General features: G+C 75.4%; 24 protein-coding genes, 1 pseudogene and 1 riboswitch. Of the genes and pseudogenes, 13 read left to right on the top strand and 12 right to left on the bottom strand.

Annotated features, from left to right (window positions below):
- Positions 1–61 precede the first annotated feature (61 nt).
- Positions 62–364, top strand: a complete 303-nt coding sequence (locus tag LC193_RS05265) for a (2Fe-2S)-binding protein (RefSeq protein WP_226072007.1) — start codon at positions 62–64, stop codon at positions 362–364.
- A 10-nt stretch (positions 365–374) separates the two neighbouring features.
- On the opposite strand, the gene bfr is transcribed toward LC193_RS05265, so the two are convergent.
- Positions 375–863 (bottom strand): bacterioferritin, encoded by a 489-nt coding sequence (gene bfr / locus LC193_RS05260; protein ID WP_226072006.1) that lies wholly within the window; start codon positions 861–863, stop codon positions 375–377.
- A gap of 293 nt (positions 864–1,156) precedes the next feature.
- Between bfr and LC193_RS05255 the strand changes: the two genes are divergently transcribed.
- Positions 1,157–1,795 carry a sulfite oxidase-like oxidoreductase gene (locus LC193_RS05255; RefSeq protein WP_226072004.1) on the top strand — a complete coding sequence of 213 codons (639 nt, stop codon included), beginning with the start codon at positions 1,157–1,159 and terminating at the stop codon, positions 1,793–1,795.
- A 74-nt stretch (positions 1,796–1,869) separates the two neighbouring features.
- Here LC193_RS05255 and LC193_RS05250 read toward each other — a convergent pair whose 3' ends face one another.
- The 5 genes from LC193_RS05250 to thiO form a co-directional block, all read right to left on the bottom strand.
- Complete coding sequence (locus tag LC193_RS05250; RefSeq protein ID WP_226072003.1) at positions 1,870–2,676, bottom strand: transglycosylase SLT domain-containing protein; 807 nt, start codon at positions 2,674–2,676, stop codon at positions 1,870–1,872.
- A gap of 255 nt (positions 2,677–2,931) precedes the next feature.
- Complete coding sequence (gene pknB / locus LC193_RS05245) at positions 2,932–4,881, bottom strand: Stk1 family PASTA domain-containing Ser/Thr kinase (RefSeq protein ID WP_226072001.1); 1,950 nt, start codon at positions 4,879–4,881, stop codon at positions 2,932–2,934.
- Between the two features lie 136 nt (positions 4,882–5,017).
- A complete protein-coding gene (locus LC193_RS05240; protein WP_226072000.1) occupies positions 5,018–5,863 on the bottom strand; it encodes a thiazole synthase in 846 nt (281 codons plus the stop codon).
- Between the two features lie 4 nt (positions 5,864–5,867).
- Positions 5,868–6,101, bottom strand: a complete 234-nt coding sequence (gene thiS, locus LC193_RS05235) for a sulfur carrier protein ThiS (RefSeq protein ID WP_226078486.1) — start codon at positions 6,099–6,101, stop codon at positions 5,868–5,870.
- Positions 6,102–6,127: 26 nt separating this feature from the next.
- Positions 6,128–7,315, bottom strand: a complete 1,188-nt coding sequence (gene thiO / locus LC193_RS05230; RefSeq protein WP_226071998.1) for a glycine oxidase ThiO — start codon at positions 7,313–7,315, stop codon at positions 6,128–6,130.
- A riboswitch (TPP riboswitch) is annotated at positions 7,307–7,420 on the bottom strand. It overlaps the preceding gene by 9 nt.
- Before the next feature lie 156 nt (positions 7,421–7,576).
- Between thiO and LC193_RS05225 the strand changes: the two genes are divergently transcribed.
- From LC193_RS05225 to LC193_RS05205, 5 genes are read left to right on the top strand one after another with little or no spacing between them, the layout of a single operon-like run.
- A complete protein-coding gene (locus tag LC193_RS05225) occupies positions 7,577–8,800 on the top strand; it encodes an NAD(P)/FAD-dependent oxidoreductase (protein WP_226071997.1) in 1,224 nt (407 codons plus the stop codon).
- Between the two features lie 32 nt (positions 8,801–8,832).
- Complete coding sequence (locus LC193_RS05220; RefSeq protein ID WP_086161078.1) at positions 8,833–9,198, top strand: Rv2175c family DNA-binding protein; 366 nt, start codon at positions 8,833–8,835, stop codon at positions 9,196–9,198.
- A 40-nt stretch (positions 9,199–9,238) separates the two neighbouring features.
- Complete coding sequence (thiE, locus tag LC193_RS05215; protein WP_226071996.1) at positions 9,239–9,919, top strand: thiamine phosphate synthase; 681 nt, start codon at positions 9,239–9,241, stop codon at positions 9,917–9,919.
- Positions 9,920–9,928: 9 nt separating this feature from the next.
- On the top strand, positions 9,929–10,855 hold the full coding sequence (gene metF, locus LC193_RS05210) for a methylenetetrahydrofolate reductase [NAD(P)H] (protein WP_226071995.1): 927 nt from the start codon (positions 9,929–9,931) through the stop codon (positions 10,853–10,855).
- A 35-nt stretch (positions 10,856–10,890) separates the two neighbouring features.
- Positions 10,891–11,922: a hypothetical protein gene (locus tag LC193_RS05205; RefSeq protein ID WP_226071993.1), complete on the top strand. Its 1,032-nt coding sequence runs from the start codon at positions 10,891–10,893 to the stop codon at positions 11,920–11,922.
- A gap of 96 nt (positions 11,923–12,018) precedes the next feature.
- Here LC193_RS05205 and LC193_RS05200 read toward each other — a convergent pair whose 3' ends face one another.
- Positions 12,019–13,428, bottom strand: coding sequence for a phytoene desaturase family protein (locus tag LC193_RS05200; protein WP_226071991.1), 1,410 nt, complete (start codon positions 13,426–13,428; stop codon positions 12,019–12,021).
- Between the two features lie 214 nt (positions 13,429–13,642).
- Positions 13,643–14,266, bottom strand: coding sequence for a TetR/AcrR family transcriptional regulator (locus LC193_RS05195; protein WP_226071989.1), 624 nt, complete (start codon positions 14,264–14,266; stop codon positions 13,643–13,645).
- Between the two features lie 320 nt (positions 14,267–14,586).
- Between LC193_RS05195 and LC193_RS05190 the strand changes: the two genes are divergently transcribed.
- From LC193_RS05190 to LC193_RS05180, 3 genes are all read left to right on the top strand, one after another.
- Positions 14,587–15,060 carry an SAV_6107 family HEPN domain-containing protein gene (locus LC193_RS05190; RefSeq protein ID WP_226071987.1) on the top strand — a complete coding sequence of 158 codons (474 nt, stop codon included), beginning with the start codon at positions 14,587–14,589 and terminating at the stop codon, positions 15,058–15,060.
- A 167-nt stretch (positions 15,061–15,227) separates the two neighbouring features.
- Entirely contained in the window at positions 15,228–16,025 is a 798-nt protein-coding gene (locus tag LC193_RS05185) for a class I SAM-dependent methyltransferase (protein WP_226071984.1), read from the top strand.
- A gap of 205 nt (positions 16,026–16,230) precedes the next feature.
- Positions 16,231–16,638, top strand: coding sequence for a DUF3040 domain-containing protein (locus tag LC193_RS05180; RefSeq protein ID WP_226071982.1), 408 nt, complete (start codon positions 16,231–16,233; stop codon positions 16,636–16,638).
- A 190-nt stretch (positions 16,639–16,828) separates the two neighbouring features.
- Here LC193_RS05180 and LC193_RS05175 read toward each other — a convergent pair whose 3' ends face one another.
- From LC193_RS05175 to LC193_RS05160, 4 genes and pseudogenes are all read right to left on the bottom strand, one after another.
- Positions 16,829–19,204, bottom strand: a complete 2,376-nt coding sequence (locus tag LC193_RS05175; protein WP_226071980.1) for a transglutaminaseTgpA domain-containing protein — start codon at positions 19,202–19,204, stop codon at positions 16,829–16,831.
- Positions 19,205–19,297: 93 nt separating this feature from the next.
- Complete coding sequence (locus tag LC193_RS05170; protein WP_404819353.1) at positions 19,298–20,632, bottom strand: DUF58 domain-containing protein; 1,335 nt, start codon at positions 20,630–20,632, stop codon at positions 19,298–19,300.
- Positions 20,632–21,624 (bottom strand): AAA family ATPase, encoded by a 993-nt coding sequence (locus tag LC193_RS05165; protein WP_226071978.1) that lies wholly within the window; start codon positions 21,622–21,624, stop codon positions 20,632–20,634. Before LC193_RS05165 ends, LC193_RS05170 begins: the two co-directional genes overlap by 1 nt.
- 131 nt (positions 21,625–21,755) lie before the next feature.
- Positions 21,756–22,272: pseudogene (locus tag LC193_RS05160) on the bottom strand (beta-class carbonic anhydrase).
- A gap of 244 nt (positions 22,273–22,516) precedes the next feature.
- Here LC193_RS05160 and rsmH point away from each other — a divergent pair.
- Genes rsmH through LC193_RS05145 form a run of 3 tightly spaced genes read left to right on the top strand, consistent with a single transcriptional unit; the run spans position 22,517 to position 26,090 of the window.
- The gene (rsmH, locus tag LC193_RS05155) at positions 22,517–23,494 is read left to right on the top strand and encodes a 16S rRNA (cytosine(1402)-N(4))-methyltransferase RsmH (RefSeq protein WP_226071975.1); all 978 of its coding nucleotides are present in this window, start codon (positions 22,517–22,519) and stop codon (positions 23,492–23,494) included.
- Positions 23,491–24,198, top strand: a complete 708-nt coding sequence (locus LC193_RS05150; RefSeq protein ID WP_226071974.1) for a hypothetical protein — start codon at positions 23,491–23,493, stop codon at positions 24,196–24,198. The genes rsmH and LC193_RS05150 overlap by 4 nt, the downstream gene beginning before the upstream one ends.
- Positions 24,195–26,090, top strand: coding sequence for a peptidoglycan D,D-transpeptidase FtsI family protein (locus tag LC193_RS05145; protein ID WP_226071973.1), 1,896 nt, complete (start codon positions 24,195–24,197; stop codon positions 26,088–26,090). Before LC193_RS05150 ends, LC193_RS05145 begins: the two co-directional genes overlap by 4 nt.
- Positions 26,091–26,182: the final 92 nt, after the last annotated feature.

Genomic DNA, 26,182 nt, shown 5'->3' with positions numbered 1-26,182 from the left:
GCGTCCGCACCGGCGCCGGGTAAGGTTAGGTTTACCTCAGTAGGCCGTCGGAGGGTGGACCGTGTTCGTGTGCTCGTGCTTCGGCATCACGGAGCAGCAGGTGCGGGAGCACGCCGCCGCGGGCGCCTGCACTCCGCGGCAGATCGCGTCCGCCTCCGGGGCCGGGACGGACTGCGGCTCCTGCGTGCGGCGCATCCAGGGCCTGCTCGGCCGGGAGGGCTGCCCGCGCCGTGAGGCCGCTGCCGCCCGGGCGGCAGCGGCGGTCACCGCTCCCGCCGCGCCCTCCGTTCCCACGGCTCCCGCGCCCTCGCCCGCCGCCGCCGTGGCGCGGGAGGCCCGGAAGGCGGCCGTCGCGGCGGTGTAGGAGCGCGCGGTCAGGCTTGGCCCGGCTGCTGCTGCTCGATCTGCTGCGCCAGGTAGAGCGCCTCACCCAGCTTGTCGACGAGGTCGAGCTGCGTGTCGAGGTAGTCGATGTGGTGCTCCTCGTCCTTGAGGATGTCCTCGAAGATGTTGGCCGAGGTGACGTCCCCCTTGGCCCGCATCACCTCGATGCCGCGCCTGAGGCGGTCGATCGCCTCCACCTCGATCTGCCGGTCGGCCTGGAACATCTCGGTGACGGTCTGGCCGACCCGCACGTGGAACAGCCGCTGGTAGTTCGGCAGTCCTTCGAGGAAGAGAATGCGGTCGGTGAGCACCTCGGCGTGCCGCATCTCGTCGAACGACTCGGCGCGGGTGTAGGCGGCGAGCTTCGTCCACCCGAAGTGCTCCTGCATCTTGGCGTGCAGGAAGTACTGGTTGATGGCGGTGAGTTCGGCGGTCAGCTGCTCGTTCAGGAACTCGATGACCTCGGGGTCGCCCTGCATGGCGGCGCGCTCCTTCTCTTCGGCTTTTCCGGCTCTTCTGGGTCTTCGTCGGGTCTCGTCGGTTCTTCGTCGGGTCTCGCCGGCGTGGTGATCGGCTGCGATCGTCAGGACCGGTGTCCTGTTCCGGTGCCCGGTCGTGGTGTGGCTGAACGCGCATCGTGGCACCGCCGAGGCGATCCGTCCAGTAAGCGAAGGCTTACCGAATTGGCCGGATTCCGCGTCGTTCGTGCAGGTCGGGGCGGCTTGCGGGGTGGCGGTGCGAGCCCGCCGAGCGGGTCTGACACCATGGACGCATGGGTCAGCCGGACAGCCGCGGGGGAGGAGAGCGCCGGCCGGACGCGGACGGGCTCCCGCCGGGGCAGCGCCCCCAGCGCGGGTGGCCCGTCACGCACTACGGGCCGGTGCCGAGGTTTCGGCCGGAACGCTGGGAGTTCCGCGTCTTCGGAGCCACGGCCGACGGGGACAAGCGCTGCTGGACCCACGAGGAGTTCTCCGCGCTGCCCCACGAGACCGTCCTGGCGGACCTGCACTGCGTGACCAAGTTCAGCATGCGGGACGTCGAGTGGGGCGGGGTGCGGGCGCGCACGCTCCTCGCCCTCGTCCCGCCCGCCCCCGGGGTCACGCACGTGATGGTGTGGGCCGAGTACGGCTACAGCGCGAACCTGCGGATCGAGGACTTCGCGGCCGGGCACACCGTGTTCGCCACCCACAGGGACGGTGAGCTGCTGACGGCCGAGCACGGCTTCCCCGTGCGCCTGGCGGTGCCGCACCTGTACGCGTGGAAGGGCCCCAAATGGGTCCGCGGTGTCGAGTACATGACGGCCGACCGGCGCGGGTTCTGGGAGGAGCGGGGCTACCACAACATCGGTGACCCCTGGCGCGAGCAGCGCTACTCCTACCAGGAGCAGCCGGGCGAGGGCCCCGAACTCTAGATCCGAACGCCGAACGGCCGTGCCCCGCGCGGTGCGGGGCACGGCCGTTCGGACGTCGCGATCGCGACGCGTTGTCAGTAGGGGCCGTTGACGTTGTCGATGGAGCCGTAACGGTCCGCGGCGTAGTTGGCGGCGGCAACGATATTGGCGACCGGGTCGTACTGGTCGTAGGGAGTTCCCTCGACGTGATAGGCGTCGAACGTCGGCTTGATCACCTGCAACAGGCCTATGGAAGGCGTGCCGTTGATGGCGTTGATGTCCCAGAGATTGATGGCGTTCGGGTCACCGCTGGATTCACGCATGATGTTGCGGTGAAGTCCCTCGTAGGTGCCGGGAATTCCGTGCTGCGCCATGATGTCGAGGGCCTCGCGGATCCAGCCGTCGAGATCGTCCGTGTAGACGGGCGCCGCGGGCTCGGCGGCCGGGGCCTCGACGGGCTCGGGCGCGGGCTCGGGCTCGGCGACCGGCAGCTCCTGCCGCTGCGCGGCCCGGCTCGCCGCCTCCTCGGCCGCGCGCTCCTCGGCGGCCAGGCGCTCGGCCTCGGCGCGCTGCTCGGCCCGCTCGGCCGACACGGCCGCCTCCGCGGCCACGGCCTGCTGCCCGGCCACGGCAGCGGCCACGACCGACGCGGTCGCCGGGGCGAGGTCGGGGCGCCGCGGCTCCTCCTCGGGCTCGGGCGTCGCGGGCCCGCGCTGGCCCGGTACGCCGGCGGACTTCACGGTCCAGTCGGCCGCGCCGCCGTCCGCGCCCGCGCCGCCCGTTCCCGCGACGGCAGGCACGGCGGTGAGGGCGAGTGCCGCGGCGCCCGCGGTGGCGAGAGCCGCGGTCGTGGTTCTCCGCAGTCTCCTGCGGGGCTTCTGCGTGCTGCGGTGAGCGGGCATGTCAGGGGACCTCGTGTTCCTCGCGTGGCTTGCGATGGCTCTTCGTAACAGCACCCGAAAAGCGGACGCAAAGACGTCCCTTACTAGGTCGGATAGTGCTCGAAGGTCCGGGAACAGGTCCGGATAAAAGAATTGAGCCCGGTCAGTGGCTCACTACGAAAATCCTAAGCATCTTCGTATGTGACCCAACTCCTATGACCGGGCTCACACGCTTCGCGCGTTGTTCTGATGTTTCGCGAGGGCAAAGCTGTGGGATCAGCGGACCCAGATGGTGATCGTCGAGCCACGCGGAGCGCGGTCCCCGCTGTGCACGGACTGGTTGAACACCGTGCCGGTGAAGAAGACGCGGTTCACGTCCACCTCGAAGCCCTCGGCCTCCAGCGTGTCGCGGGCCTCGTCCTCGTCCATGCCCCGCACGTCCGGCACCTCGACCAGCTCGGGCCCCCTGGAGACGGCCAGCTCCACCGTGTCCCCCTCGCCGAGGCTTTCGCCGGCCCCGGGGGACTGCTCCGCGACGGTGCCCGACTCCTCGTCGGAGTAGACCCGCTCGTCCGCGATCTCCACATCGAGGCCCCGCGAGGCCAGCTCCTCGATCGCCGTCCCCTCGGGCAGTCCGACCACATCGGGCACGGACACCTCACGGCCCCGGCTGACCGCGATCCCCACCGCCGAGTCGGGCCGCCGCTGCTCGCCGGCGACCGGGTCCGTCTCGATGACGGAGCCGCGCGGCACCTCCCCCGAGTACCGCCGGGTCTCCTCGCCCGGGGTGAGTCCCGCGGCGCGCAGCTCCTCCCGTGCCTCGTCCAGCGGCATGCCGCGCACGTTGGGCACCTCGGCGACCTCGGGGCCGGTCGAGACGGTGATGGTGACGGTCGCGTTCCTCCTGACGCGCTCCCCGCGTTCGGGGTCGGTGCGCAGCACGAGACCGCGTTCGACGGCCTCCGAGGTGTCCCGCGCCACCTCCACCTCAAGGCCCGCGTCCCGCAGCACCTCGACCGCCTCGGCCTCTTCGAGCCCGAGCACGCCCGGTGTGCGCATGAACTGGCCCGAGTTGATGTACCAGACGCCCACGCCGCCGGCCAGGACCACGAGCACCGCCACGATCAGCGCGAGCGCACGCCCGCGCGGCAGCCGCCGCCCGCCGGGGGCGGAGCCCGGCGGGTGCGGCGGCGGGGCCGGCGGCAGGTCGATGCGCGCCGTCACGTCGGTCCCGTCCCGGCCGTCAGGACCGGTCGCGGCCACCCCCGGCGGCCGGGGCACGACCCTGGTCCTGTCCTCGGGGCCCACGGGCGACCGGCCCGCCGCGCCCGCCTCGCGGGCCGCGACCGCGGCCGGCGGCTCCGCGTCGAGCTGCGCCTCGGTCAGCGACTCCCGCGCCGCGCGCAGCAGCGAGAGCGTCGCGGCGGCGTCCTCGGGGCGTTCGCGCGGCTCGCGGGCCGCGACCTCGGCGACCAGCCGGTCGAGCGCGGCCGGCAGCCCCGCCGCCTCGCGCGAGGGCGCGGGCACCTCCTCGTGCACCCGCGCGTACATCACCCGCGCCGGGGAGTCCGCGTCGTGCGGGCGCGCGCCCGTCAGCATCTCGTACAGCAGCAGCCCGCAGGCGTAGACGTCGGTGCGCGCGTCGACCTCGCCGTCCTCGATCTGCTCGGGCGCCAGGTAGGCGACCGTGCCGAGCAGCGATCCGGTGGTCGCCGAGGTCCGGCCGTCCACACCGCGCACCAGCCCGAAGTCGGCGACCTTCACGCGGCCGTCGTCCCCGATCAGGACGTTCTCCGGCTTGATGTCGCGGTGCACCAGGCCCGCCCGGTGCGCGGCGGCGAGGCCGGCCAGCATGGGCTCCAGGATGTCGAACGCCGCGCGCGGGCGCAGCGCGCCCCGGTCGCGCAGCACGTCCCGCAGCGTGCAGCCCGCGACGTACTCCATCGCCAGGTAGACGTACTCACCCGCCGTGCCCTGGTCGTACACGCCCACCACGTTCTGGTGGTCGAGCCTGGCCGCCGACTTGGCCTCGCGGATGAACCGTTCGACGAACGCCGCGTCGTCCGCCAGGGACGGGTGCATCACCTTCAGCGCGAGCACCCGGTCGAGCCGGACGTCCAGGCAGCGGTAGACCGTGGCCATGCCGCCGACGGCGATCCGCTCCTCGACGCGGTAACGGCCGTCGAGGACGGCGCCGATCAGCGGGTCGTGAAGGGTGGTGTCCACGGCCATCGAGTCTACGAGCCGCCGCGCCCGCACCGGCCGTCACCACCGTCTCGCGGCAGGACTGGAACGGGATGGTGACGCGCGCGGCGCCCCGTTCCGGCGGACGGCGGCCGAGGGCCCCGGGGGCGCGGGACCGTCAGGGCGCGAACGCCGGCCGTTCGGGATCGAACGACGCCAGCCCCGTGACCGGCGACGACGCCTCCGCGAAGTGCCGGCGCGGGATCCGGCCCGCGAGCCGGGCGAGCCGGCCGGCCGCGACCGCGTGCCGCATCGCCCGCGCCATCCGCACCGGGGAGTGCGCCCGCGTGACGGCGGACGCCAGCATCACCCCCGCGCACCCCAGCTCCATCGCGAGCGCCGCGTCGGACGCCGTGCCCGCGCCCGCGTCCATGATCACCGGCACTCCGGCCCGCTCGGTGATCAGCTCGAAGTTGTGCGGATTGCGGATGCCCAGGCCGGAGCCGATGGGGGAGCCGAGCGGCATGACCGCCGCGCACCCCACGTCCTCAAGCCGCCGCGCGAGCACCGGGTCGTCGTTGGTGTAGGGCAGCACCGTGAAGCCGTCGTCGACGAGGATCTCGGCCGCGTCGAGCGTGGCCACCGGGTCGGGCAGCAGCGTCCGCTCGTCCGCGATCACCTCAAGCTTGACCAGGTCGGTGCCCAGCGCCTCGCGCGCCAGCCTGGCCGTCAGCACCGCGTCGCCCGCGGTGTGGCAGCCCGCCGTGTTCGGCAGCGCGCGCACACCGAGCTCGTCGAGCACCGAGAGCACGGAGCCGTGCACCGACGGGTCGACGCGCCGCATCGCCACCGTCGTCAGCTCCGTTCCCGAGGCGGCGAGCGCGTCGCGCAGCACGGCCAGGCTCGGCGCGCCGCCGGTGCCCATGATCAGCCGCGAGGTCAGCCGCAGCCCGCCGATGACGAGAACGTCCTCGGCGTCGCGCGGCCCGCTGCCCTCGCCGCGGTCGTGCGTCGTCACGGTCATGCGGTCAGCCTCCCTGAACGGCGGTCAGCACCTCGACGCGGTCACCCTCGGCCAGCGTCGTGTCCGGCCACTGGCCGCGCGGTATCACCGATTCGTTGACGGCGGCGGCAATGCCCGCGGGCGCCGCGGACAGCTCCGCCACCAGGTCGGCGAGCGTCGTTCCGGCCGCGATCCGGCGCGGCTCGCCGTTCACCCGCACCGCCACGCGGGGCGCGGCGGTGTCCTGCGCGCCCCGCACGTCCTCCCGCTCGTCCTCGCGCCCGCTCACGCCGGCACCCCCGGGGCGCCGACGGAGAACCTCTGGGCGCCGAACGGGCGTGCGTAGTCCGGCAGTTCGCCCGTGACCAGCGCCTCGGCCACGGCGTCCCCCGTGACCGGCGCCAGCAAAATCCCGTTGCGGTGGTGTCCGGTGGCCAGGTGCAGCCCCGGCAGCGCGGTCGGGCCGAGCAGCGGCGCGTTGTCCGGCGTGGCGGGGCGGAGGCCCGCGCCCGTCTCCACCAGCGGCAGCTCCGTGATCCCTGGCACCAGCTCGTGGGCGTCGCGCAGCAGTTCGTACACGCCGCCCGCGGTCACGGTCGTGTCCCGGCCGCGCTCCTCCGAGGTCGCCCCGATCACCAGCTCGCCGCTCACCCGGGGCACCAGGTAGACCGGGTTGCCGCGCACCACCGCCCGCACCGTCCTGGACAGGAACGGCGGCTGCGTCCGCGGCATGCGCAGCCGCAGCACCTGGCCCTTCACCGGGCGCACCGGCACCGCGACGCCGGGCGGCAGCCCGGCCGGCTCACCGCTGCGGCAGCCGCCGGCCAGCACCACGCGGCCGGCGGCCAGCGCCGTGCCGTCCGCGAGCAGCACACCGGCCGCCCGGCCGCCCCGGACGTCCACCTCCCGCACCCAGTCGCGGTGGAACGCCACGCCGGCCCGTTCGCACGCGGTCAGCAGCGCCGCGGCCAGCAGGCGCGGATCGGCCTGGTGGTCGCCGTCCACGCGGAGCCCGCCGCGCACGCCGGGCGCGAGCATCGGTTCGAGGCGGCGGCACTCGCGCCCGGTCAGCCACTGGGCGTCGAGGCCGCACCGCTGCTGGAGCAGGTGCACGTCCCGCAACTGCGCCCGGTCGTCGGCGTCCAGCGCCACGGAGAGGGTGCCGCAGGACCGGTAGCCGATGCCGGCCCCGGCGGCCTCGGACAGCTCGGCGGCGAACCGCGGATAGCGCGAGGCCGACTCCAGGTTGAGGTCGAGCAGCGCCTCCTCGCCGTGGTGCAGTTCCGTGACGGCCGCCAGCATCCCGGCGGCGACCCGGGCGGCCCCGCCGCCCGGCTCCGGATCGACGACCGCGGTGGTCAGGCCGCGCCCGGCCGCCCGCCAGGCGACGACGAGACCGATGACGCCCCCTCCGACGACCACCGCGTCGAACGCGCGGCGCGCCGGGGGCGACTGCTGGGTGCGCGTGTCCACGCGCCTCCTCCCTTCGCCGGCATGACCCGGATCAGGTGCGTACGGTCGGAGGCCGGAGAACGCCTCCCTCTCAGCCCGGTGCGCCGGGCTCCCGCGGAATGCCTTGCCTCCGCCAGCCTAGTACGCGCGCCGGGGACGGGTCAGGCGCGGGGGCCGGACGCCGCGGCCCGGGGCGGGGCGGGGGCCGCCGCCGCGTTCCGGGCCCGGACGCCGGGAGGGCTTCGTGGCCGCCCCGCGCTCCTCCCCTCGTAGGGTGGGGCCGTGACTGATGAGCGTGCCGTGATCGTCGGGGCGGGACTCGCGGGTTCGTGGACCGCGGCGCGGCTGCGGCAGGAGGGGTTCGAGGGCCGGATCACCCTGCTCGGGGCCGAGCCGCACCCGCCGTACGACCGGCCGCCCCTGTCCAAGGACGTCCTGCGCGGCGCCCACGAGCCGGGCGCCGACGCGGAGGCCGCCGGGCTCGGCCTCGACTTCGACGCCCTCGGTGTCGAACTGCTCACCGGCCGCGCCGCGACCGGCCTGCGCCCGGGACCGCGCCTGCTCGACACCGACCAGGGCCCGCTGCCGTACGACCACCTCGTCCTCGCCACGGGCGCCGAGCCGGTGACGTTGCCCGGCACCGAGGGGCGGCCGGACGTGCACGTGCTGCGCACGCTGGACGACGCGCGCCGCCTCAAGCGGGTGCTCGACGCCCGTGCCGCCCTCGTGGCGGTCGGTGCGGGCTGGATCGGCGCCGAGGTCGCGACGGCGGCCAGGGCAGCCGGCTGCCGCGTCACCGTCGTCGAGGCCGCGGGCCGGCCCCTGGCCGGCACGCTGCCCCGCGAGGCCGCCGAGCCGATGCGGCGCTGGTACGCGGAAGCCGGCGCGGAACTGCGCACCGGGCACGCCGTCACCGCCGTCCGCGACGGCGAGGTGGAGCTGGCGGACGGCACGGTCGTCGGCGCCGACGCCGTGCTCGTCGGCATCGGCTCCCGCCCCGCGACCGGCTGGCTCGCCGGTTCCGGCGTGGCCCTGGCCCCGGACGGCTCGGTGCGCGCCGACGCGCGGCTGCGCACCTCGGCCCCCGGCGTGTGGGCCGTGGGCGACTGCGCCTCCTACCCCTCCGCCCGGTACGGCGAACGGCTGCTCGTGCACCACTGGGACAACGCGCTCTCCGGGGCCGGGGCGGCCGCCGCGGGCGTCCTCGGCCGGGAGGCCGCGCACGACCCGGTGCCGTACTTCTGGTCCGAGCAGTTCGGGCGGCGGGTGCAGTACGCGGGCCATCGCGGCCGGGACGACCTGGCGGTCACGCGCGGCGACCCGGGCGCGGGAACGGACGGCTGGTCGGTGTGCTGGCTGCGCCCCGACGGCACGCTCGCCGCGCTGCTGACCGTCGACAGGCCGCGCGACCTGGCCCAGGGCCGCCGCCTCGCCGAGCGCGCGGCGCCGCTCGACCCCGGACGTGTCGCCGACCCGTCCGTACCACTCAAGGCGGCCGTCCGCTGACGAGTGTCGGTGCGAAGTGGCAGGCTGGAGGGGTGACCGAGATTGATGCGAAGACCGACGCTCTCGTCCCCGCCTGGCTCACCCTCCCCGACATCGCGGAGGAGCTGGACGTGGAGGTGACCCGCGTGCGGCAGCTGGTCAAGGAGGGCCAGCTGATCGCGGTCCGCAGGGGCGAGAACCGAGTCCTCCAGGTGCCCGCCGCGTTCGTCGGCGAGGGCAAGATCGTCCGCGGCCTGGCCGGGACGCTGACCCTGCTCAGGGATGACGGCTTCACCGACGAGGAGATGCTGGAGTGGCTGTTCACGCCCGACGACAGCCTCCCCGGCACGCCGGCGCAGGCCCTGCGGGAGAATCGGGGCACGGAGGTGAAGCGCCGCGCCCAGGCGCTCGCCGTGTGAGCTGACCACCGCACCACCCGACCGCGACCCAGGGGGACCCATGCGCCTGGCCGATGCCCGGCTCTACCTGTGCACCGACGCGAGGAAGCGGCAGGGCGACCTGCCGGCGTTCCTCGACGCCGTCCTGGCGGGCGGAGTCGACATCGTGCAGTTGCGCGACAAGGGCATGGAGGCGGCCGAGGAGCTCGACCACCTGGCCGTCATGGCCGACGCCTGCCGCAGGCACGGCAAGCTGCTGGCCGTCAACGACCGTGCCGACGTCGCGCACGCCGCGGGTTCCGACGTGCTCCACCTCGGGCAGGGCGACCTGCCCGTCGCCGCCGCCCGGGCCGTCCTGGGCGGCGGCGTGGCCATCGGCCGCTCCACGCACGCCCCCGAGCAGGTGGACGCGGCCCTGGCGGACCCCGACGTGGGCTACTTCTGCACCGGTCCCTGCTGGCCGACCCCGACCAAGCCGGGGCGGGCGGCCCCCGGGCTGCCCCTGGTGCGGTACGCGGCGTCCGTGGCGGGCGACCGCCCGTGGTTCGCGATCGGCGGCATCGACGCGGGCAACCTCGACGAGGTCGTCGCGGCCGGGGCCCGCCGCGTCGTGGTCGTCAGGGCGCTGACCGAGGCGGAGGACCCGGGCGCGGCGGCAGCCGCCCTGGCCGCCCGCCTGCGCGCGGTGACCGGCCCCGTCCGTGGGGCGGACACCGGTGCCCTGCCGGCGCCGCCTGGGTAACCTGCACGCATGGCCCTAGGGATTGCCAGCAGGATGTACGGACAGGCGCAGACCGTGCGCGAACTGCTCGCCGCGGGCGAGCGGTCGTTCTCCTTCGAGTTCAGTCCACCGAAGACCGAGAAGGGCGAGCGCACGCTGTGGAACGCGATTCGCCGGGTCGAGGCGGTCGGCCCGACGTTCGTGTCGGTCACCTACGGCGCCGGCGGCTCCTCGCGCGAGCGGACCGTGCGGGCGACGGAGCGCATCGCCACCGAGACCACCCTGACCCCCGTCGCCCACCTCACGGCCGTCAACCACTCCGTGGCCGAACTGCGCAACATCGTCGGCCAGTACGCCGACGCCGGCATCCGCAACATGCTGGCGCTGCGCGGCGATCCGCCCGGCGACCCGATGGGGGAGTGGACCCGGCACCCGGAAGGGGTCGGGTACGCCGCCGAACTGGTCAGGCTCATCAAGGAGTCGGGCGACTTCTGCGTCGGGGTGGCCGCGTTCCCCGAGATGCACCCGCGGTCGACGGACTGGGAGACCGACGTGCGGCACTTCGTCGACAAGTGCCGCGCCGGCGCCGACTTCGCCATCACGCAGATGTTCTTCTACCCCGACGACTACCTGCGGTTGCGCGACCGGGTGGCCGCGGCGGGCTGCGATACGCCGATCATCCCCGAGATCATGCCGATCACGAGCGTGCGCCAGATCGAGAAGTTCACGCAGCTGAGCAACGCCACGTTCCCGCCCGAGTTGGAAAGCCGCATCCGTGCGGCAGGGGACGATCCGATGGCTGTACGCTCGATCGGGATCGACTTCGCCACGGAACTGTGTGGGAGGCTGATGTCCGAGGACATCCCCGGACTTCACTTCATCACGCTCAACACCTCGACCCACTCCACGGCGACGCTCGACGTGTACCGCAACCTGGGTCTGCACCAGCGGACTTAGGACCTTGAACTGCGCAGTGAGGGTAAGGGGCGTACATGGGCTGGACGGTCCTCTACATCGCATTCGGCGTCGTGGCCCTGTGGCTGCTCGGTGAGGTCCTGCTCCAGTACAAGGCGCGCCTGCGCTGGCGTCTCATCGCGTTCACCGGCTTCCTCGGCGTGGTGGTCGGCGTCCTGCTGTCCAACGTCCCCGTCATCGCGCTCGGCGCGGTGGCCTTCGCCACCGGGCAGACGTTCGTCACCCTCTCGTTCCGCCGCGGCTTCTCCACCGGCTGGGCGCTCGGCGGCCGTCCCGGCACGAGCAAGCGGCGCAGGGCCGAGCGTTCCGACGCGGCGCGGGAACGGCCGGTGCCGCCGCGCCCCGACGAGCCGGTCGGCCCGCCGCGGGAAGAGGGCCCGGCCACCGCGCAGTTCGCCGCGATCGGCACGCCGGACGACGGGGACGGCGACGGCGGCCACGGCGCCGACCGGGGGGACGCGGCGGAGGACGGCGGTTCCCCCGACGGCCTGTACGGCGGTTCCTACGACGGCCCCTACCCCGATCCGCGCAACGGCGTCCCCGCGGCCGGCGGGCACCCCCCGGCCGACTACGCGGAGTCCTACGCGCAGGAGTCCTACGACGCCTACGGGGAGGGCGGGCAGGCCCCCGCGGGAGCCGGCGACTCCTACGGCTACGCCGGGTCCTACCTGGCGGGCACCCCGGGGTGGGCCCCGGCGGAGGAGAGCTGGGCCGCCCCGTCGTTCCCGGCGGCGGACGCGGCCGGGGCCCAGTCGTCCTACGGAGACCCGGCCTACCCGGGGGACCAGCACGCCGCGGAACGGGCCGGGTACGGCGAGGACCCGGGCGGTGCCGCCGGGTGGCCGGCGGCGGGCGGCGGCGACCCGTACTACCAGGAGACGCCGCCCGGCGGGGTGTGGGTGCCGCAGCAGCGCGACCCGGCGGGCACCGCGCCCGGCACGGGCTACGGCTACCCGCCGCAGGAACCGCCGCGGCCCGAGCACCCGGGCCAGGGGCAGCAGGACCCGCAGGGGCAGGGCTACTACTTCACCGACGGCCAGCGTTACTGAACGGCCGCCTCCCTCGTCACTGAACGGGCGCCACCGAAGGGGCGTCACCGCACGGCCCGCGCCCACCGAGGGCGCGGCGGCGCGGGCCGTTCAAGATCAGGCCGAGCCGCGCCAGTCGGGGCCCTCGGTGATCAGCCCGGCGGCCAGCGCCCCTGACATGCCCGCGTTGGCCAGGCCGCCGCCCGGGTGGGCCAGGGCCCCGGCCCGGAAGGCACCCGGCAGGCGGCCCGCTGTGGCGGCGGCCAAGTGGGCCCCGCCGCCCCCCGCGAACGCCGGCGGGGGCACCACCCCGCCGGGCACGCCGGTCTCCCGCTCGATGTCGACCGGTGTGCGCGTCTCCCGCCACAGCACGCGGGCGCCGAGCCCGAGGCCGGCCGCGTCCGCCGTGGCGAGCAGCAGATCGGCCCACTCCGCGGCGGTCCCGGGGGCGGCCCAGTCCGGGCCGCCCGCACCCGCCGCCGGCACCCGCGCCGACAGCACCGCCGACTCGTGGCCGGCGTCGGGCCGCAGCGCCGCGTCGTCCGGGCGCAGCACGGACACGGTGAGCGCGCCCGCGTGCACCAGGGTCCGGTGCGCGGTGCCCGGGGGCCGCGCGCCCCGCAGCGCGAGCAGCAGCGTGAAACGGCTGTCGCCCGCCGGTGGTTCGCCGAGCCCGGCCGCGCCCCACACCACGGTGTCCGCGGCAAGCCGGGTGCCGTCGGCGAGTTCCACGCCCGCGACCCGGCCGTCGCGCGACAGCACGCGGGCCGCGGCCGTGCCGAACGCGAACTCCACGCCGCGGTCGAGGCAGCGCTGGTACACGGCGTCGGCCAGGGCCCGCATCCCGCCCGCCGGGTACCAGGAGCCGAAGGTCTGCTCGATGTAGGCGAGGACGGCCGCGCCCGGCGGGACGCGCGCGGGATCGCAGCCGTAGTCCTGGACCAGCCCCGTCAGCAGCGCGGCGAGCCGGGGATCGCGCAACTCCCGTGCGGCCAGGGCCGCCAGCGTCGCCGGGCGGCGGCGCAGCACCCCGCGCACGGCCGGATAGGGATCGGCCGGGCCGGTCAGCGCGGGCGCGGGCGGCGAGGTCAGCGGCTCCTCCATCAGCGGGCGGCGCACCGTCTCCCACGTGGCGCGGGCCCGCCCGAGGAGCGCGGCCCACCGGTCGCCGGCGCCGCCGCCCAGGGCGGTGTCGAGCGCCTGCCGCACCCCGCCGAGCGCCGCGGGGAGGAGCACCGAGGTGCCGTCGGTGAACCGGTGCTCCACCGCCGGGTCGACGCGGGTCATGGCGACCCGGTCGGCGAGCTGGCCCCGGCCGGTCTTGATGAACAAGTCGCGCCACACGGCGGGGAAGTGGAGCAGTCCTGGGCCCGTGTCGAACGCGAACCCGTCGCGCTCCAGGCGGCCGAGCGAGCCGCCGTGGGTACCACTCCGTTCCACCACCGTCACCCGGCGGCCCGACCGGGCCAGCCGGGCGGCGGCGGCCATGGCGCCCATGCCGGCGCCCACCACCACGATCCGGGACATGGGCCAGCACCCTACCCGGCCTGAGTACCCGGCTGAGTAGGCGCCTGAGTAGGAGCGCCGATGGGCGGGCGCCGCGGAGACGGAAGGGTAATGCCCGGCAGGGCCCCGCTGGGGGAGACGCACCGCCGGCACGGGGCGGCGGAGCGCGGGGGCCGTGCCGGCCCGAGGGGGGCCCGGGGGGTGGGAGACTCGCCGGGGGCGGGCGGCCGTGGGTTCACGGTCCGCCGCCTCCGGCGAGCCGGCCCCGCAGCAGCGGGCACAGCGCGGCGTGCACCTCCTCGATCGGCCGCCCGGGGTGGAAGGTCTGCCAGTCGAGCGCACCGGCCACGACGGTGCCGAGCAACGCGCCTGCGGCCAGCCCGACATCCACGGAGGCGTCGAACTCCCCGTCGGCCACGCCCCGTTCGAGCACCTCCTCGACGACGCCCGCGGCGTGTCCGCGCAGTTCCGCGAGCGCGGAGTGCCAGGTCCGGTTGGGCCGCCATAACTCGGCGACGAGCAGGCGGGTCAGGTCGGGTTGCGCCGCGACGAAGGCGAGGCCGGCCCTGGCCATGGCGTCCAGCGCGGCGGCGGCGCTCCCGCCGCGGGCGAACTCCGCCCGGGCCGCGCGGGCCAGTTCGGCCGTGAACGGCCTGGCGCCGTGCCGCAGCAGCTCCTCGAACAGTTCCGTCTTGCTGCCGAAGTTGTAGTAGACCGTGCCCTTGGCCACCCCGGCCCGTTCGGCGATCTGCTCCACCGTGGTGGAGGAGAAGCCCTGCTCGGCGATGAGCGTGATCGCGGCCTCGTAGAGCCGCTGCCGGGTCGCCCCCCGCCGGGTGCCCGTCCCCGTCCTTGTCATGGGGCGATTGTCCTCCTGCGCGCGGGACCTGGTGGCAAAGGGATTGTCAGTGGCGTGCGCCACCATGTGCACAGGTGCGCATACCGCGCGGATTCCGCGCACGGCGCGCACGGAACGCACGGGGACGCACCGTGCGGAACGGAGCGGACCGGAACGGAGCGGAAGGGACCGGAGCGCGAGGGACCGGGTCCGGCGGTGTGGCCGGCGACAGCGGCGAGTGAGCCACGAGACAACGCAAGCGACGGCGGCGGGCGGAAGACCCGCGGCCGACGACGACCGAAGAGTGACCGACGTGAGTGACGACTGACTGGAGGCTCGTCATGACCGGACTCCCGACAGAAGCACACGCCGTGCCGCGCCGGGCGCCCGTGCCGCCGGCCGCGCTCGGCCTGCTGGCACAGGCCGCACGCGGCCTCGACGAGGCGGCGGCGCTCGCCGATCCCGGCGAGTCCTATGTCGCCGCCCACCTCGCCGCGCTGCGCACCGCCGCGGCCGTCCTGGCCGTCAGGGGCCGGCCGGAGACGACGGCGCGCGGCCGGCGCCGCATCCGCAGCGTGTGGGAGGTGCTGCCCGAGACGGCCCCGGAGCTTGCCGAGTGGAGCATGCTCTTCGCCGCGAGCGCCGACCGGCGCGCGCGCATAGAGGCGGGCATCAAGGGCGTGGCCACACCGGAGGACGCGGCCGACCTCCGCCGTGCCGCGGGCTTCTTCCTGCGGCTGGTGGAGGACCGGCTGCTGCCGCGCCGCCCGGTGCGGCGCACCGGGGACGAGCGGCACGGCTCCGCCTCGCCGTAGGCGCGCCACCGCGGGTCCCGCCCGGCGGCCCGCGGCCCGCGCCGCACCGCGCCGCACCGGGGCGCGCGGCGGCGCCCGGGCAGGGCGGACGGGACGGCACCTCGGCGGGGCCGGGCGCGAAGTAGGGTGGTGGCGCCCCGTCGTCGCGTACCGAGGAGCCACCTGCCATGCCGTCACAGTCGAGGGCCCGCGGTGCCGCGGACCCCAGGTCGGGGCCGCATGCCGCGCTGCGCGCCGGCGTGGTGTGGGACCTGCTGCGCGACGCGCTGGAACGGCGGGTCGCGGCGGCCGGGCGTGAGTCGCTCGACGTCCTCGACACCGGTGGCGGCAGCGGCAGTTTCGCCGTCCCCGTGGCCGGGCTCGGCCACCGGGTGACGGTGGTCGACCCGAGCCCCGACGCGCTGTTCGCGCTGGAGCGCCGGGCCGCGGAGGAGGGCGTCGCCGAACGCGTGTCCGGCGTGCAGGGCGACACGCACGACCTGCACGAGGTGGCGGGGCGCGAGCGGTACGACCTGGTGCTGTGCCACGGCGTGCTGGAGCATGTCGACGATCCCGCCGCCGCGCTGCGCGCCGTCGCCGGCGCGCTGCGGCCCGCGGGCGGCACGGTCAGCCTGCTGGTGGCGGGTTCGGGCGGCGCGGTGCTGTCGCGGGCCCTGGCGGGGCGGTTCAGCGAGGCCAGGCAGGCGCTCACCGATCCGGCCGGGCGCTGGGGCGAGGGCGACCCGGTGCCCCACCGGTTCACCGTGGCGCGGCTGGCCGAGCTGGTGGCGGAGGCCGGTCTGGTGCCCGGGGAGGTGCGGGGCGTGCGGATCTTCACGGATCTGGTGCCAGGCTCCCTGGTGGACACCGAGCCGGACGCGCTCCAGGCGCTGACCCGCCTTGAGGCGGAGGCCGCGGCGCTCCCGGCCTTCCAGGCCGTCGCCGGGCAGCTGCATCTGCTCGCGGGGCTCCCGGGAGAACTGTAGGCCCGTTCCTCGTATCATCGGGAGGAAGCCCTCCGGCATGATCCGGGTCAGGCGAGGGAATGAGATTTCCACCCCCGCAGGGTCCGGCGCGCCGGGTGTGGTGGGCGAAATTGGCGTACAGGGGTGGGTTTCACAGGGAGACTTCCCTGCCTATCCTTGAAGAGTCGGATCGGGTCGCACCGCGACCGACGAGTAGGAGGACTCCGTGCCGCTCTCGGACCACGAGCAGCGCATGCTCGAACAAATGGAGCGAGCGCTGTACGCCGAAGATCCCAAATTCGCGACAGCGCTTGAGGGGACCGAGCTGCGCACGTTCACGCGCAAGCGGGTCTACCAGGCCATTGCCGGCTTCCTCGTGGGCATCGGCCTCCTCATGGGGGGGATGGTCGCCCAGTTCATCGCGTTGAGCGTGGTCGGCTTCCTGGTCATGCTGGGCTGCGCCGTCGTCGCGGTGACGGGCTGGCGCAGGGCCCCGGCGCAGGCGGCGGGCTCGCAGCCGCGGGCGGCCGGCGCCGTGCGCGGCCGTCAGCCCCGGGGGCAGCGGCAGCGCCGTTCCATGATGAACCGCATCGAGGACCGCTGGCAGCGGCGCCGGGAGGAGCGGGACGACTGAGCCGGAGCGCGGACGCCTATTCGAGAATTCGGTAAATCCCCGTACAGCGGCGGAGGGCCACCCGGAAACTCCGGGTGGCCCTCCGCCGTTTCGGCCCGGTCGCGGTATCCCGCTCATTTCCCGGGGCACACGCCCGAGGCGCGCCTGAATGTGATCCTCCGGTCACGTTCCGCGCGGCCGGGCCGCCCGGTCAGCGCCGGCGTGCGGTCAGCCGGGCCAGCTGTTCCCCGAGCCGCCGCGCGGCGGCCGTCCGGCGCTCGGCGACCGCGCGGGTCACCCGCATGGCGGAACGCGGCAGCAGGGACGCGCGCAGCGCCCCCCACCGGCCCGAGCCGGAACGCAGCGCCCCGGCCGCCGCGCGCACGTCGTGCGCCAGCGCCCTGGCCTGCCGCGGCGGGTGCGGCGCGTACAGCTCCTCCTCGACGGCCGTGGCCACCCGGCGCACCGCGGCGGCCGGCTCGTCGGGCAGCCGCGCCGCGCGCACCACGCGCTCGGCGGCCTGCCGCGGCGTCTCCCACGGCTGCGGCGGGATGCCGAAGTCCCAGGCCGTGTCGTTCAGCTCCCGCCAGGCGGCCAGGGTCCCCGCCTCCGGCGCGAGCCGCCGCCCCGTGGCCCGGCGCCGCCACAGCAGCGGCGCGGCCAGGACGAGCGCGACCAGCAGCCCGCCGCCCGCCCACAGCGCCGGCCGCACCGGGAACCCGGCTCCGCCCTGATCGCCGTCCGCGAGGTCGGGCAGCGCTCCGCAGCCCTCCTCGCCCGGCGCGCAGGACTCGGGCGCGGTGGGCGTCGCGGCTTCCTCGGGCCGTTGCGGCTCGGGCTGCGGCAGCTCCTGCCGGTCGGGCTCCTCCGGGTCGGGGAGCGCGGGCTCCGGCCTGGTGTACTCGGGGGCGCTGCCCTGTCCCGGAGTCGGCTCGAAGCGGACCCAGCCGACGCCCTCGAAGTACAGCTCGGGCCAGGCGTGGGCGTTGTGCGTGCCGACCTGGAAGGAGCCGTCGCCCTGCCGGAGCCCCGGGGTGAAGCCCACCGCGACCTGCGCGGGGATGCCGAGCGAACGGGCCATCGTCGCCATGGTGAAGGCGAAGTGGACGCAGAACCCCTCGCGGTTGTCGAGGAAGGTGACGATGGCGTCGGCGCCGGTGCCGGACTCGACGGAGGTGTCGTAGCGGAAGCCGCCCTCCCGCGTGAACCAGTCCTGGAGCGCGACGGCCCGCTCGTAGTCGTTCGCCGCGCCCGCCGTCACCTCAAGCGCGGCGGCCCGCACCGCGGGGTCGAGGTCCTCGGGCAGGCGCGTGAAGTACGAGGCCCAGTCCTGGGCCGCGGCCGGGGCGTTCGCCAGCTGCGCGGCCGTCGGGCGCACGAGCAGGTGCCGCACGTCGTAGGCCAGGCCCATGGTGGTCAGGTCCTCGTCGTCCGACGCCAGCGTCTGCGAGCCGCGGTCGAACAGCCACCCGCCGCCGGCCTCGATCCACCGCGCCGGATACGGCACGGGCAGCGACGCCTGGGCGTACGAGCCGGCCGCCTCGACGCGGGTGAGCACCTCATGCCCGGCCACGTCGGGGGCGAGCCCAGGCACCGGCCACGGCGCCCGCGGGACCTCGTTCTCGATCCACCGGGCCGAGGTCCACTCCTCGCCGTCGAAGGTGTCGAGCGCGATCAGCCGCAGGTACATCTCGGACGCCGAGGGGCTGTCGGTCGTGTAGGTGAGCACCTCCCGGTTCTGCGGCCGGTTCAGCTGGTCCTGGAGGGCGACCACGGGGTTCACCGAGGTGGCCTCGCCGCCCCCGCCGCCGCGCCCGCCGTTCTCGTTCAGGTCGAGGATGCCGCCGCCGAGCGAGGGCAGCATCGCCGGCGCGAGCACGGCCACCCCCAGCGTCAGCGCGCCGATGCGCCGCCCGGCCCGCGCCCTCGGGGCCGCGCCGAGCGCCCGGTCGTGCGGTGTCGGCGCCCGCCCGTCGCCCGGGCCGGTCAGGAACCTGCCCCACCGGCCCAGCCGGTCCCGCCCCTCCGCGAGCAGCAGCACCAGGTAACCGGCCGCGGCCGTCAGGAAGTACGGCCACCCCCCGTCGTCCTGGGCCACCCCGGCGGCGACCGAGTAGAGCGCGAGCAGCGGCAGCCCGGCCGCCGCCGCGCCGCGCAGCGGCCCGGCCAGCAGGTCCACGAGCAGCCCGACGAACAGCACCCCGCCGAACACCATCAGCCGGATGCCGTCGGTCGCCGGCGCGGGCGCCACGTAGCGGCTGATGTCATCGGCGCCGTCCGCGAGCAGCTGCCCCAGCGCGTCCAGCGCCGCGGGCCCCGGCAGGATCCCGGCCGCGGCGTGTTCTGGCACGCTGACCATCGTGAGCATCAGCAGCGAGGCCAGCACCTGAACGGCCACCGTGCCCGCCGCGGGCATCCCGCGCCAGCGCAGCAGCACCCCGATGCCCGACTGCACCGCCAGCAGCACCGACGTCTGCACGAGCCAGTCGGAGCCGTCGATCAGCGGCAGCAGCGCGGCGGCCGAGGCCAGCGTGGCCAGCCACGCCGCGCCGGCCACCCGGGCCCTGCCGTCCATCAGGCCGTTCATCCGCCCGTCCACCTCGCCCGGTTCATCGCCAGGTCCATCAGGTTCTTCCGCTTCACTCGGTCCCCCCGCGGGGACTCGCCCGCCCCGCGCCGGTCAGTAACGGCCGCGCCCCGCGGCCGACAGCTCCGTGGCGGCCTGCTGCCACAACCGCGCGAGCGACTCGCCCGGGTGGTGGGCGAGCGCGGTCCAGCCGGTCCTGCGCAGGGCCGTCAGCCGCTCCTCCTCCAGGGCCCTGGGCACCTGCCCCGAGGCGACGAAGGCCACGGCCGCGCCCGTGCGCCCCCGCAGCGCGGCGAGCGCCTCGGGGTCCTCCGGCCCCAGCGCTCCGGTGAACGCGATCAGCGGCCCGCCGTTCGCACCACGCGGCGCCGCGCCCGCGTCCGCGAGGAGCGTGCCGGGGGAGTGGTCGACCACGGCCAGCGCGTCCATCAGCAGCCCCACCGCCTCCGCCGCGTCCACGCCCTTGGCCCCGGGGCCCGGCAGCACCGGGCCCGTGTCCGTCACCAGCCGCACCTCGTACCCGGCCGCGGCCAGGTGCGACAGGACCGAGGCCGCGCCCGACACCGCGCGTTCGAACGCCGAATCCGGGCCGCCGCCGACGTACGCGCCGCGCCGGGTGTCGAGCAGCACCGTGCAGCGCGCGCGCAGCGGCTGCTCCTCCCGGCGCACCATCAACGAGCCGCGGTGCGCGGTGGAGCGCCAGTGCACGCGCCGCAGGTCGTCGCCCTGCCGGTAGTCGCGGGGAATGATGTCCTCGTCGCCCGCCACCGCGATCGTGCGCTGCGAGCCGCCGCCGCGCCCCACGCTGTCGCCGCCGGGCCGTACCGGGGGCAGCGCCTCGATCCGCGGCAGCACCGTCAGCATGTCCTGCGTGTGGAACGACCGGTTCAGCTCGACCATCCCGAACGGGTCGGACAACCGCAGCTGGAGCGGCCCGAGCGGATAGCGCCCGCGCTGCTCGGACCGCACCCGGTAGGCGACCTCGCGCCGCCCGCCCGGCTCGATGCGGTCGAGCACGAACCGCGGCCTCGGCCCGAGCATGTACGGCACCCGGTCCTGGAGCTGGAGCAACCCGCTCGGCACCCGGGTCACGTTCTCCACCCGCAGGTGCGCCCACGCCTCCGTGCCCGCGGGCACCCGCGCCGGCGCGAGCCGCCGCGCGGCGGCCACGCGGCTGCGCGTGCGGTGCAGCACCAGCACGCACAGCACGGGCAGCACGGCGAGCAGCGCGCCCACCCGCAGCAGGTCGGGCTGGCCCAGCACGTAGGAGCAGGCGCCCGCGGCACCGCCCGCGGCCATGAACGACCTGCCGCGCGTCGTCAGCCCGCTGAACGCGGCCCGCAGCGGCCCGCGGTCGTCCGCACCGCCCGGCCCGCCCGCACCGCCGGGCGCGGTCCCGCCACCCGGAGCGGGGGCGGACACCGCCATCAAGCACCCCGCAGACGCTGCGCGGCGTACGGGTCGGGCACGGAGGTGCGCCGCAGGATCTCCGTCACGAACTGCTCCGTCGAGTGCCTGTTCAACTGGGCCTGCGCCCCGGGCAGCAGCCGGTGCGCGAGCACGGGGACCGCGAGCTGCTGGATGTCGTCGGGCAGCACGAAGCCGCGCCCGGCGAGCGCCGCCGCCGCCTTCGCCGCCCGCACCAGGTGGAGCGTGGCGCGCGGCGAGGCGCCCAGACGCAGCTCAGGATGGGTGCGCGTGGCGGTGGTGATGTCCACCGCGTACCGCCGCACCGCGTCCGACACGTGCACCTCGCGCACCGACTCGATCAGCTTCACCAGCTCGTGCGCGCCCACCGCGGGCCGCAGCGCGTCCAGTGGCGAGAGCCCGTCGCGCGACTCCAGCATCCGCAGCTCCGCCTCCGGGCTCGGGTACCCGACGGAGACCCGGGCCATGAAGCGGTCCCGCTGCGCCTCGGGCAGCGGATAAGTGCCCTCCATCTCCACGGGGTTCTGGGTGGCGATCACCATGAACGGGTCGGGGAGCGGGTAGGTGCGGCCGTCGGCGGAGACCTGCCGTTCCTCCATGGCCTCAAGCAGCGCCGACTGGGTCTTGGGCGAGGCGCGGTTGATCTCGTCCCCGATGACGATCTGCGCGAACACCGCGCCCGGTTTGAACTCGAACTCCTGGCGGCCCTGGTCGTAGACGCTGATGCCGGTGATGTCGGACGGCAGCAGGTCGGGCGTGAACTGGATGCGCTGCACCGAGCAGTCGACCGACTTCGCCAGCGCCCTGGCCAGCATCGTCTTGCCCACGCCCGGCACGTCCTCAAGCAGCAGATGCCCACCGGCCAGCAGGACGGTCAGCGACAGCCGCACGACCTCCGGCTTGCCCTCGATCACGCTTTCGACCGCCCGGCGCACCCGCTCCGCTGTGGCGCTCAGATCGGTGAGCTTGGACTGCTCCTCATAGGTCGTCACCCGGCCCTCCTCGGCCCCTCGTCCCTGCCCGGTCCGCCGCGCGGCCGGGCGGCGCCACGGACACCCGGGACACCGCATCCACCCCCGACGTTCGCGCGCCACAGGCAATCTTCACACCTGTGGCCATCGCGTCACGGAGCCTGGGTGCCCTCCGGGTGGACCTCGCGGAGCAGACCGGTCGTCACATCGAACACAAAGCCGCGTACGTCATCAGTGTGCGGGAGGAACGGCGAGCTGCGCACGCGGGCCATGGACTGGCGCACGTCCTGGTCCAGATCCGTGAACGACTCCACGGCCCAGGCCGGCTTCTGGCCGACCTCGCGTCCGAGCCGCTCCCTGAACTCCTCCGTGAGCGTCAGCAGCCCGCAGCCCGTGTGGTGGATCAGGACGACGCTCCGCGTGCCGAGTTCGCGCTGACTGATCGTCAGCGAGCGGATGACGTCGTCCGTGACCACACCGCCCGCGTTGCGGATGGTGTGGCAGTCGCCCAGGGAGAGCCCCAGGGCCGCGGGCAGGTCGAGCCTGGCGTCCATGCAGGCGACGATCGCGACGCGGCGCCCGGGGGGGCGCGCCCAGGCCCGGGTCGGTGAACGCGGCGGCGTAGGCCCTGTTGGCCTCGATGAGCTGGTGCGTGACCCCGTCTGTCATGGGGGCGACGTTAATACGGCGCGGCCCCCGCCGCTCCACCGACCTGGGTGATGCGGATCACAGCCGGCGCCCTGGGCGCGCGTTAGCCCGAAACGCCGCACCCGACCAACCTCAGTGATTGACCGCGGAAACAGGTGGGCTAGGGTCCGTCTTCAAAGGGGCGTCCGAACAGCGAGCGGCGGGTGGCGCCACGCACCGGGCCGCCGTCTTCGCCCGTCACCTGTCTCACCTCCCCGGAAGGCACATGACGACCAGCAACGACCGGCCGCCGGAGGTCCGGCACCGCCCCGTGATGCTCCAGCGCTGTCTCGACGTGCTGGGGCCCGCGCTGCGCGGCGACGAGCCGGTGGCGGTCGACTGCACGCTCGGGCTCGGCGGGCACAGCGAGGCGCTGCTCGCGGCCTTCCCCGGCCTCCGGCTGGTCGCGCTCGACCGGGACCCGGAGGCGCTGCGGCTCGCGGCCGAGCGCCTGGCCCCCTTCGGGGACCGCGCCACGCTCGTGCACGCCGTCTACGACGAACTGCCCGCCGTGCTCGAACGCCTCGGCCTGCCCCGGGTGGCCGGTGTGCTGTTCGACCTCGGCGTCTCGTCCATGCAGCTCGACGAGTCGGAACGCGGCTTCGCCTACGCGAGGGACGCCCCGCTCGACATGCGGATGGACCAGACCACCGGCCCGAGCGCGGCCGACGTGCTCAACACCTACCCGCCCGGTGACCTGGTCCGCGTGCTGCGCAGGTACGGCGAGGAACGCAACGCGCGCCGCATCGTCGAGGCGGTCGTCGCGGAACGGGACAGGCGCCCCCTCACATCGAGCGCGCGCCTGGTCGAGCTGATCCGCGAGGCGCTGCCGCAGGCGGCCATGCGCACCGGGGGCAACCCGGCGAAGCGCACCTTCCAGGCCCTGCGCATCGAGGTCAACGGCGAGATCGCCGTCCTGGAACGCGCGCTGCCCGCCGCGGTCGCCGCGCTCGCCGTCGGGGGCCGCATCGCCGTCCTCTCCTACCACTCGCTTGAGGACCGGCTGGTCAAGCGCACCCTCGCCGAGGGCGCCGCGAACACCGCGCCCCCGGGCCTGCCCGTCGTCCCCGAGGAGTACCAGCCGCGCCTGCGGCTGCTGACCCGCGGCGCGGAGCTGCCCGACGAGGCCGAGGTCGCCGCCAACAGCCGTGCCGCGCCGGCCCGGCTGCGCGCGGCCGAACGCGTCCGGGAGGCCGTCGCATGAGTCCGCAGCGTCCGCGGGGCGCCGCGGCCCAGGGCAGGCTGGCCCGGCTGGCCGGCCTGGCCCCCGGCCGTTCCTCATCGGCGGCCAGGACGCCGTTCGTCCTGCTGGTCGTCGTGCTCCTCGGTACCGGCATGCTGGGCCTGCTGTTCCTCAACGCCTCGCTCAACGAGGGCTCGTTCGAACAGAGCGAACTGCGTCGGGAGCACAGGGAACTGACCGACAGGCGCCAGCAGTTGCAGGCCGAGATCGACGGCTACGCGGCCCCCGACGCACTGGCGGAACGCGCCGGCGAGCTGGGCCTGGTGCCCGGCGGGCCGCCCGCGTTCCTCGCCCCGGACGGCTCCGTGCTCGGCGACGCCGAGCCGGCCCCCGCCCCCTCGGAGGACGAGGAGCCGGACACCGGCGGCAGCCCCGTGCCCGAGGGGCCCGTCGCCCCGCAGTCGGGACCGGCCGGCGACGGCCTGCCCCGGCCCGCGCCCGCCCCCGAGCCGGGCGCCGGCGTGCCGTCCTCCGAGCCCGCCGCGCCGGGCGCCCCCGAGGCGCCCGGCGCGCACCTCGCCCCCGCGCCGGAGCGCGCGCCCGTGACGGAACTCGGGCCCGCGCCCTCCGCACCGGCCACCGACCCGGCGGACCCCTCCGCCGGGCCCCCACCGGCCTCGCCGCCGGCCGCGCCCGCCGCACCGGACCCAGGGGAGACCCCATGAGCAGCAAGCCGAGCAGCACGACGAACGGCAGGAAGCCGCCGCGCCCCCGGCGCCCCGCCCCCGAGGGCGGCCCGCTGCGCCTGGCCGGCCACCGGCCCCGCCTGCGCCTCATCGGCTTCGCCCTCGCGCTCGTCATGGTGGCGTTCGGCGTCCGCCTGATCCAGGTCCAGGCCGTCGACGCCGCCTCGTACACCGAGCAGGCCGCCCGCAACCGGACCGTCTCCGTCGTCCTGCCCGCCGAGCGCGGCGACATCACCGACCGCGACGGCCAGGCGCTCGCGACCACCGTCGACGCCTACGACATCACCGCGGACCCGTTCCACTTCAGCGAGGAGGAGTCGGGCATCCCCGACGCGCCGGAGCAGGCCGCCGCTCTGCTCGCCCCGATCCTCGGCCGCGACGCCGCCGAGCTGACCGACCTGCTCGACGACCCCGGCTCCCGCTACGCGCTGCTCGCGCGCCAGCAGACGCCGCAGACCTGGCGCCAGATCCAGGACGTGCGCAGCAACCTGGCCGAGCAGGCCGCCAAGGGCACGGGCCACCAGGTGCTCTCCGGGATCTTCGCCGAGGAGAACCCCAGGCGCACCTACCCCAACGGCGACCTGGCCGCCGCGGTCCTCGGGTTCGTCAACGCCGAGGGGCAGGGCGGCGGCGGCCTTGAGGCCCAGCTTGAGGACCAGCTGCGCGGCGAGGACGGCGAGGCCAGGTACGCGCAGTCGGGCGGCAGGCGGGTGCCGACCGCCGAGGGGGAGGAACGCCCCGCGGTCCCCGGGCTCGACGTCGAGCTGACCCTGCACCGCGACATCCAGTGGGCCGCGCAGAACGCCATCGAGGAGCAGGTCGAGGCGTCAGCGGCCGACAGCGGCTACGTCGTCGTCCAGGACACGCGGACCGGCGAGATCCTCGCCCTGGCCAACGCGCCCGGCTACGACCCGAACGACATCGCCTCGGCCGACGCCGCGGGACTCGGCAACCCGGCCCTTGAGGACGCCTACGAGATCGGCTCGACCAGCAAGGTCATCACCATGGCCGCCGTCCTTGAGGAGGAGGCCGCCACCACGGGCACCCACGTCACCGTGCCCAACCGGCTGCCGCGCGCCGACCGCAGCTTCGCCGACCACGTGGAGCACGAGACGCTGTACCTCACCCTCGCCGGCGTGCTGGCCCACTCAAGCAACATCGGCACCATCCTCGCCGCGGAGGAGCTGGGCGAGACCCAGGCGGAGGCGAACGAGGTGCTGCACTCCTACCTCGAAGCCTTCGGCTTCGGCCGCCCCACGGGCCTCGGCTTCCCCGGCGAGACCGCGGGCATCCTGGCCGCCCCCGAGGACTGGGACTCCTCCCAGCAGTACACGATCCCCTTCGGGCAGGGCATGTCCGTGAACGCCGTCCAGGCGGCCTCCGTGTACTCCACCATCGCGGGCGGCGGCGAGCGCGTCACGCCCACCCTCGTGCGCGGCACCACGGGCCCGGACGGCGAGTACCGGCCCGCGCCCGAGCCGGAGCGGGAACGGGTCGTGAGCGAGCGGACGGCCGAGGAGCTCACCCGGATGCTGGAGACCGTGGTCGCCAGCGAGGAGGGCACGGGCAGCGCGGCGCGCATCCCCGGCTACCGCGTCGCGGGCAAGACAGGCACCTCCAACCGGGTGAGCCCGGAGACCGGCGTCTACGACGGCTACACCTCGTCGTTCGCCGGCTTCGCCCCCGCCGACGAGCCCCGCGTCACCGTCTACTGCGCCGTCCAGAACCCCACCGAGGGCGCCTACAGCGGCAGCCAGGTGTGCGGCCCGGTCTTCAACGAGGTCATGCGCTTCACCCTGGCCGCGCTGGAGATCCCCCCGACCGGCGAGGAGTTCTCCGGGCTCCCGGTCCGCTTCGACCCCGGCTCATGAGAGCCCGTCCGCCCAGGTGTTCCGCCGGGCCCCGCGTCCGGCGGGAACGGCGGGAACGCCTCCCGCGGTCGCGGGCGCCCGCGACCGCGGGA

Source organism: Streptomyces marincola (assembly GCF_020410765.1).
GTDB classification, from domain to species: domain Bacteria; phylum Actinomycetota; class Actinomycetes; order Streptomycetales; family Streptomycetaceae; genus Streptomyces; species Streptomyces marincola.
Note: the sequence above shows the minus strand (reverse complement) of the source record. Positions and strands in the feature narration are given on the sequence as shown.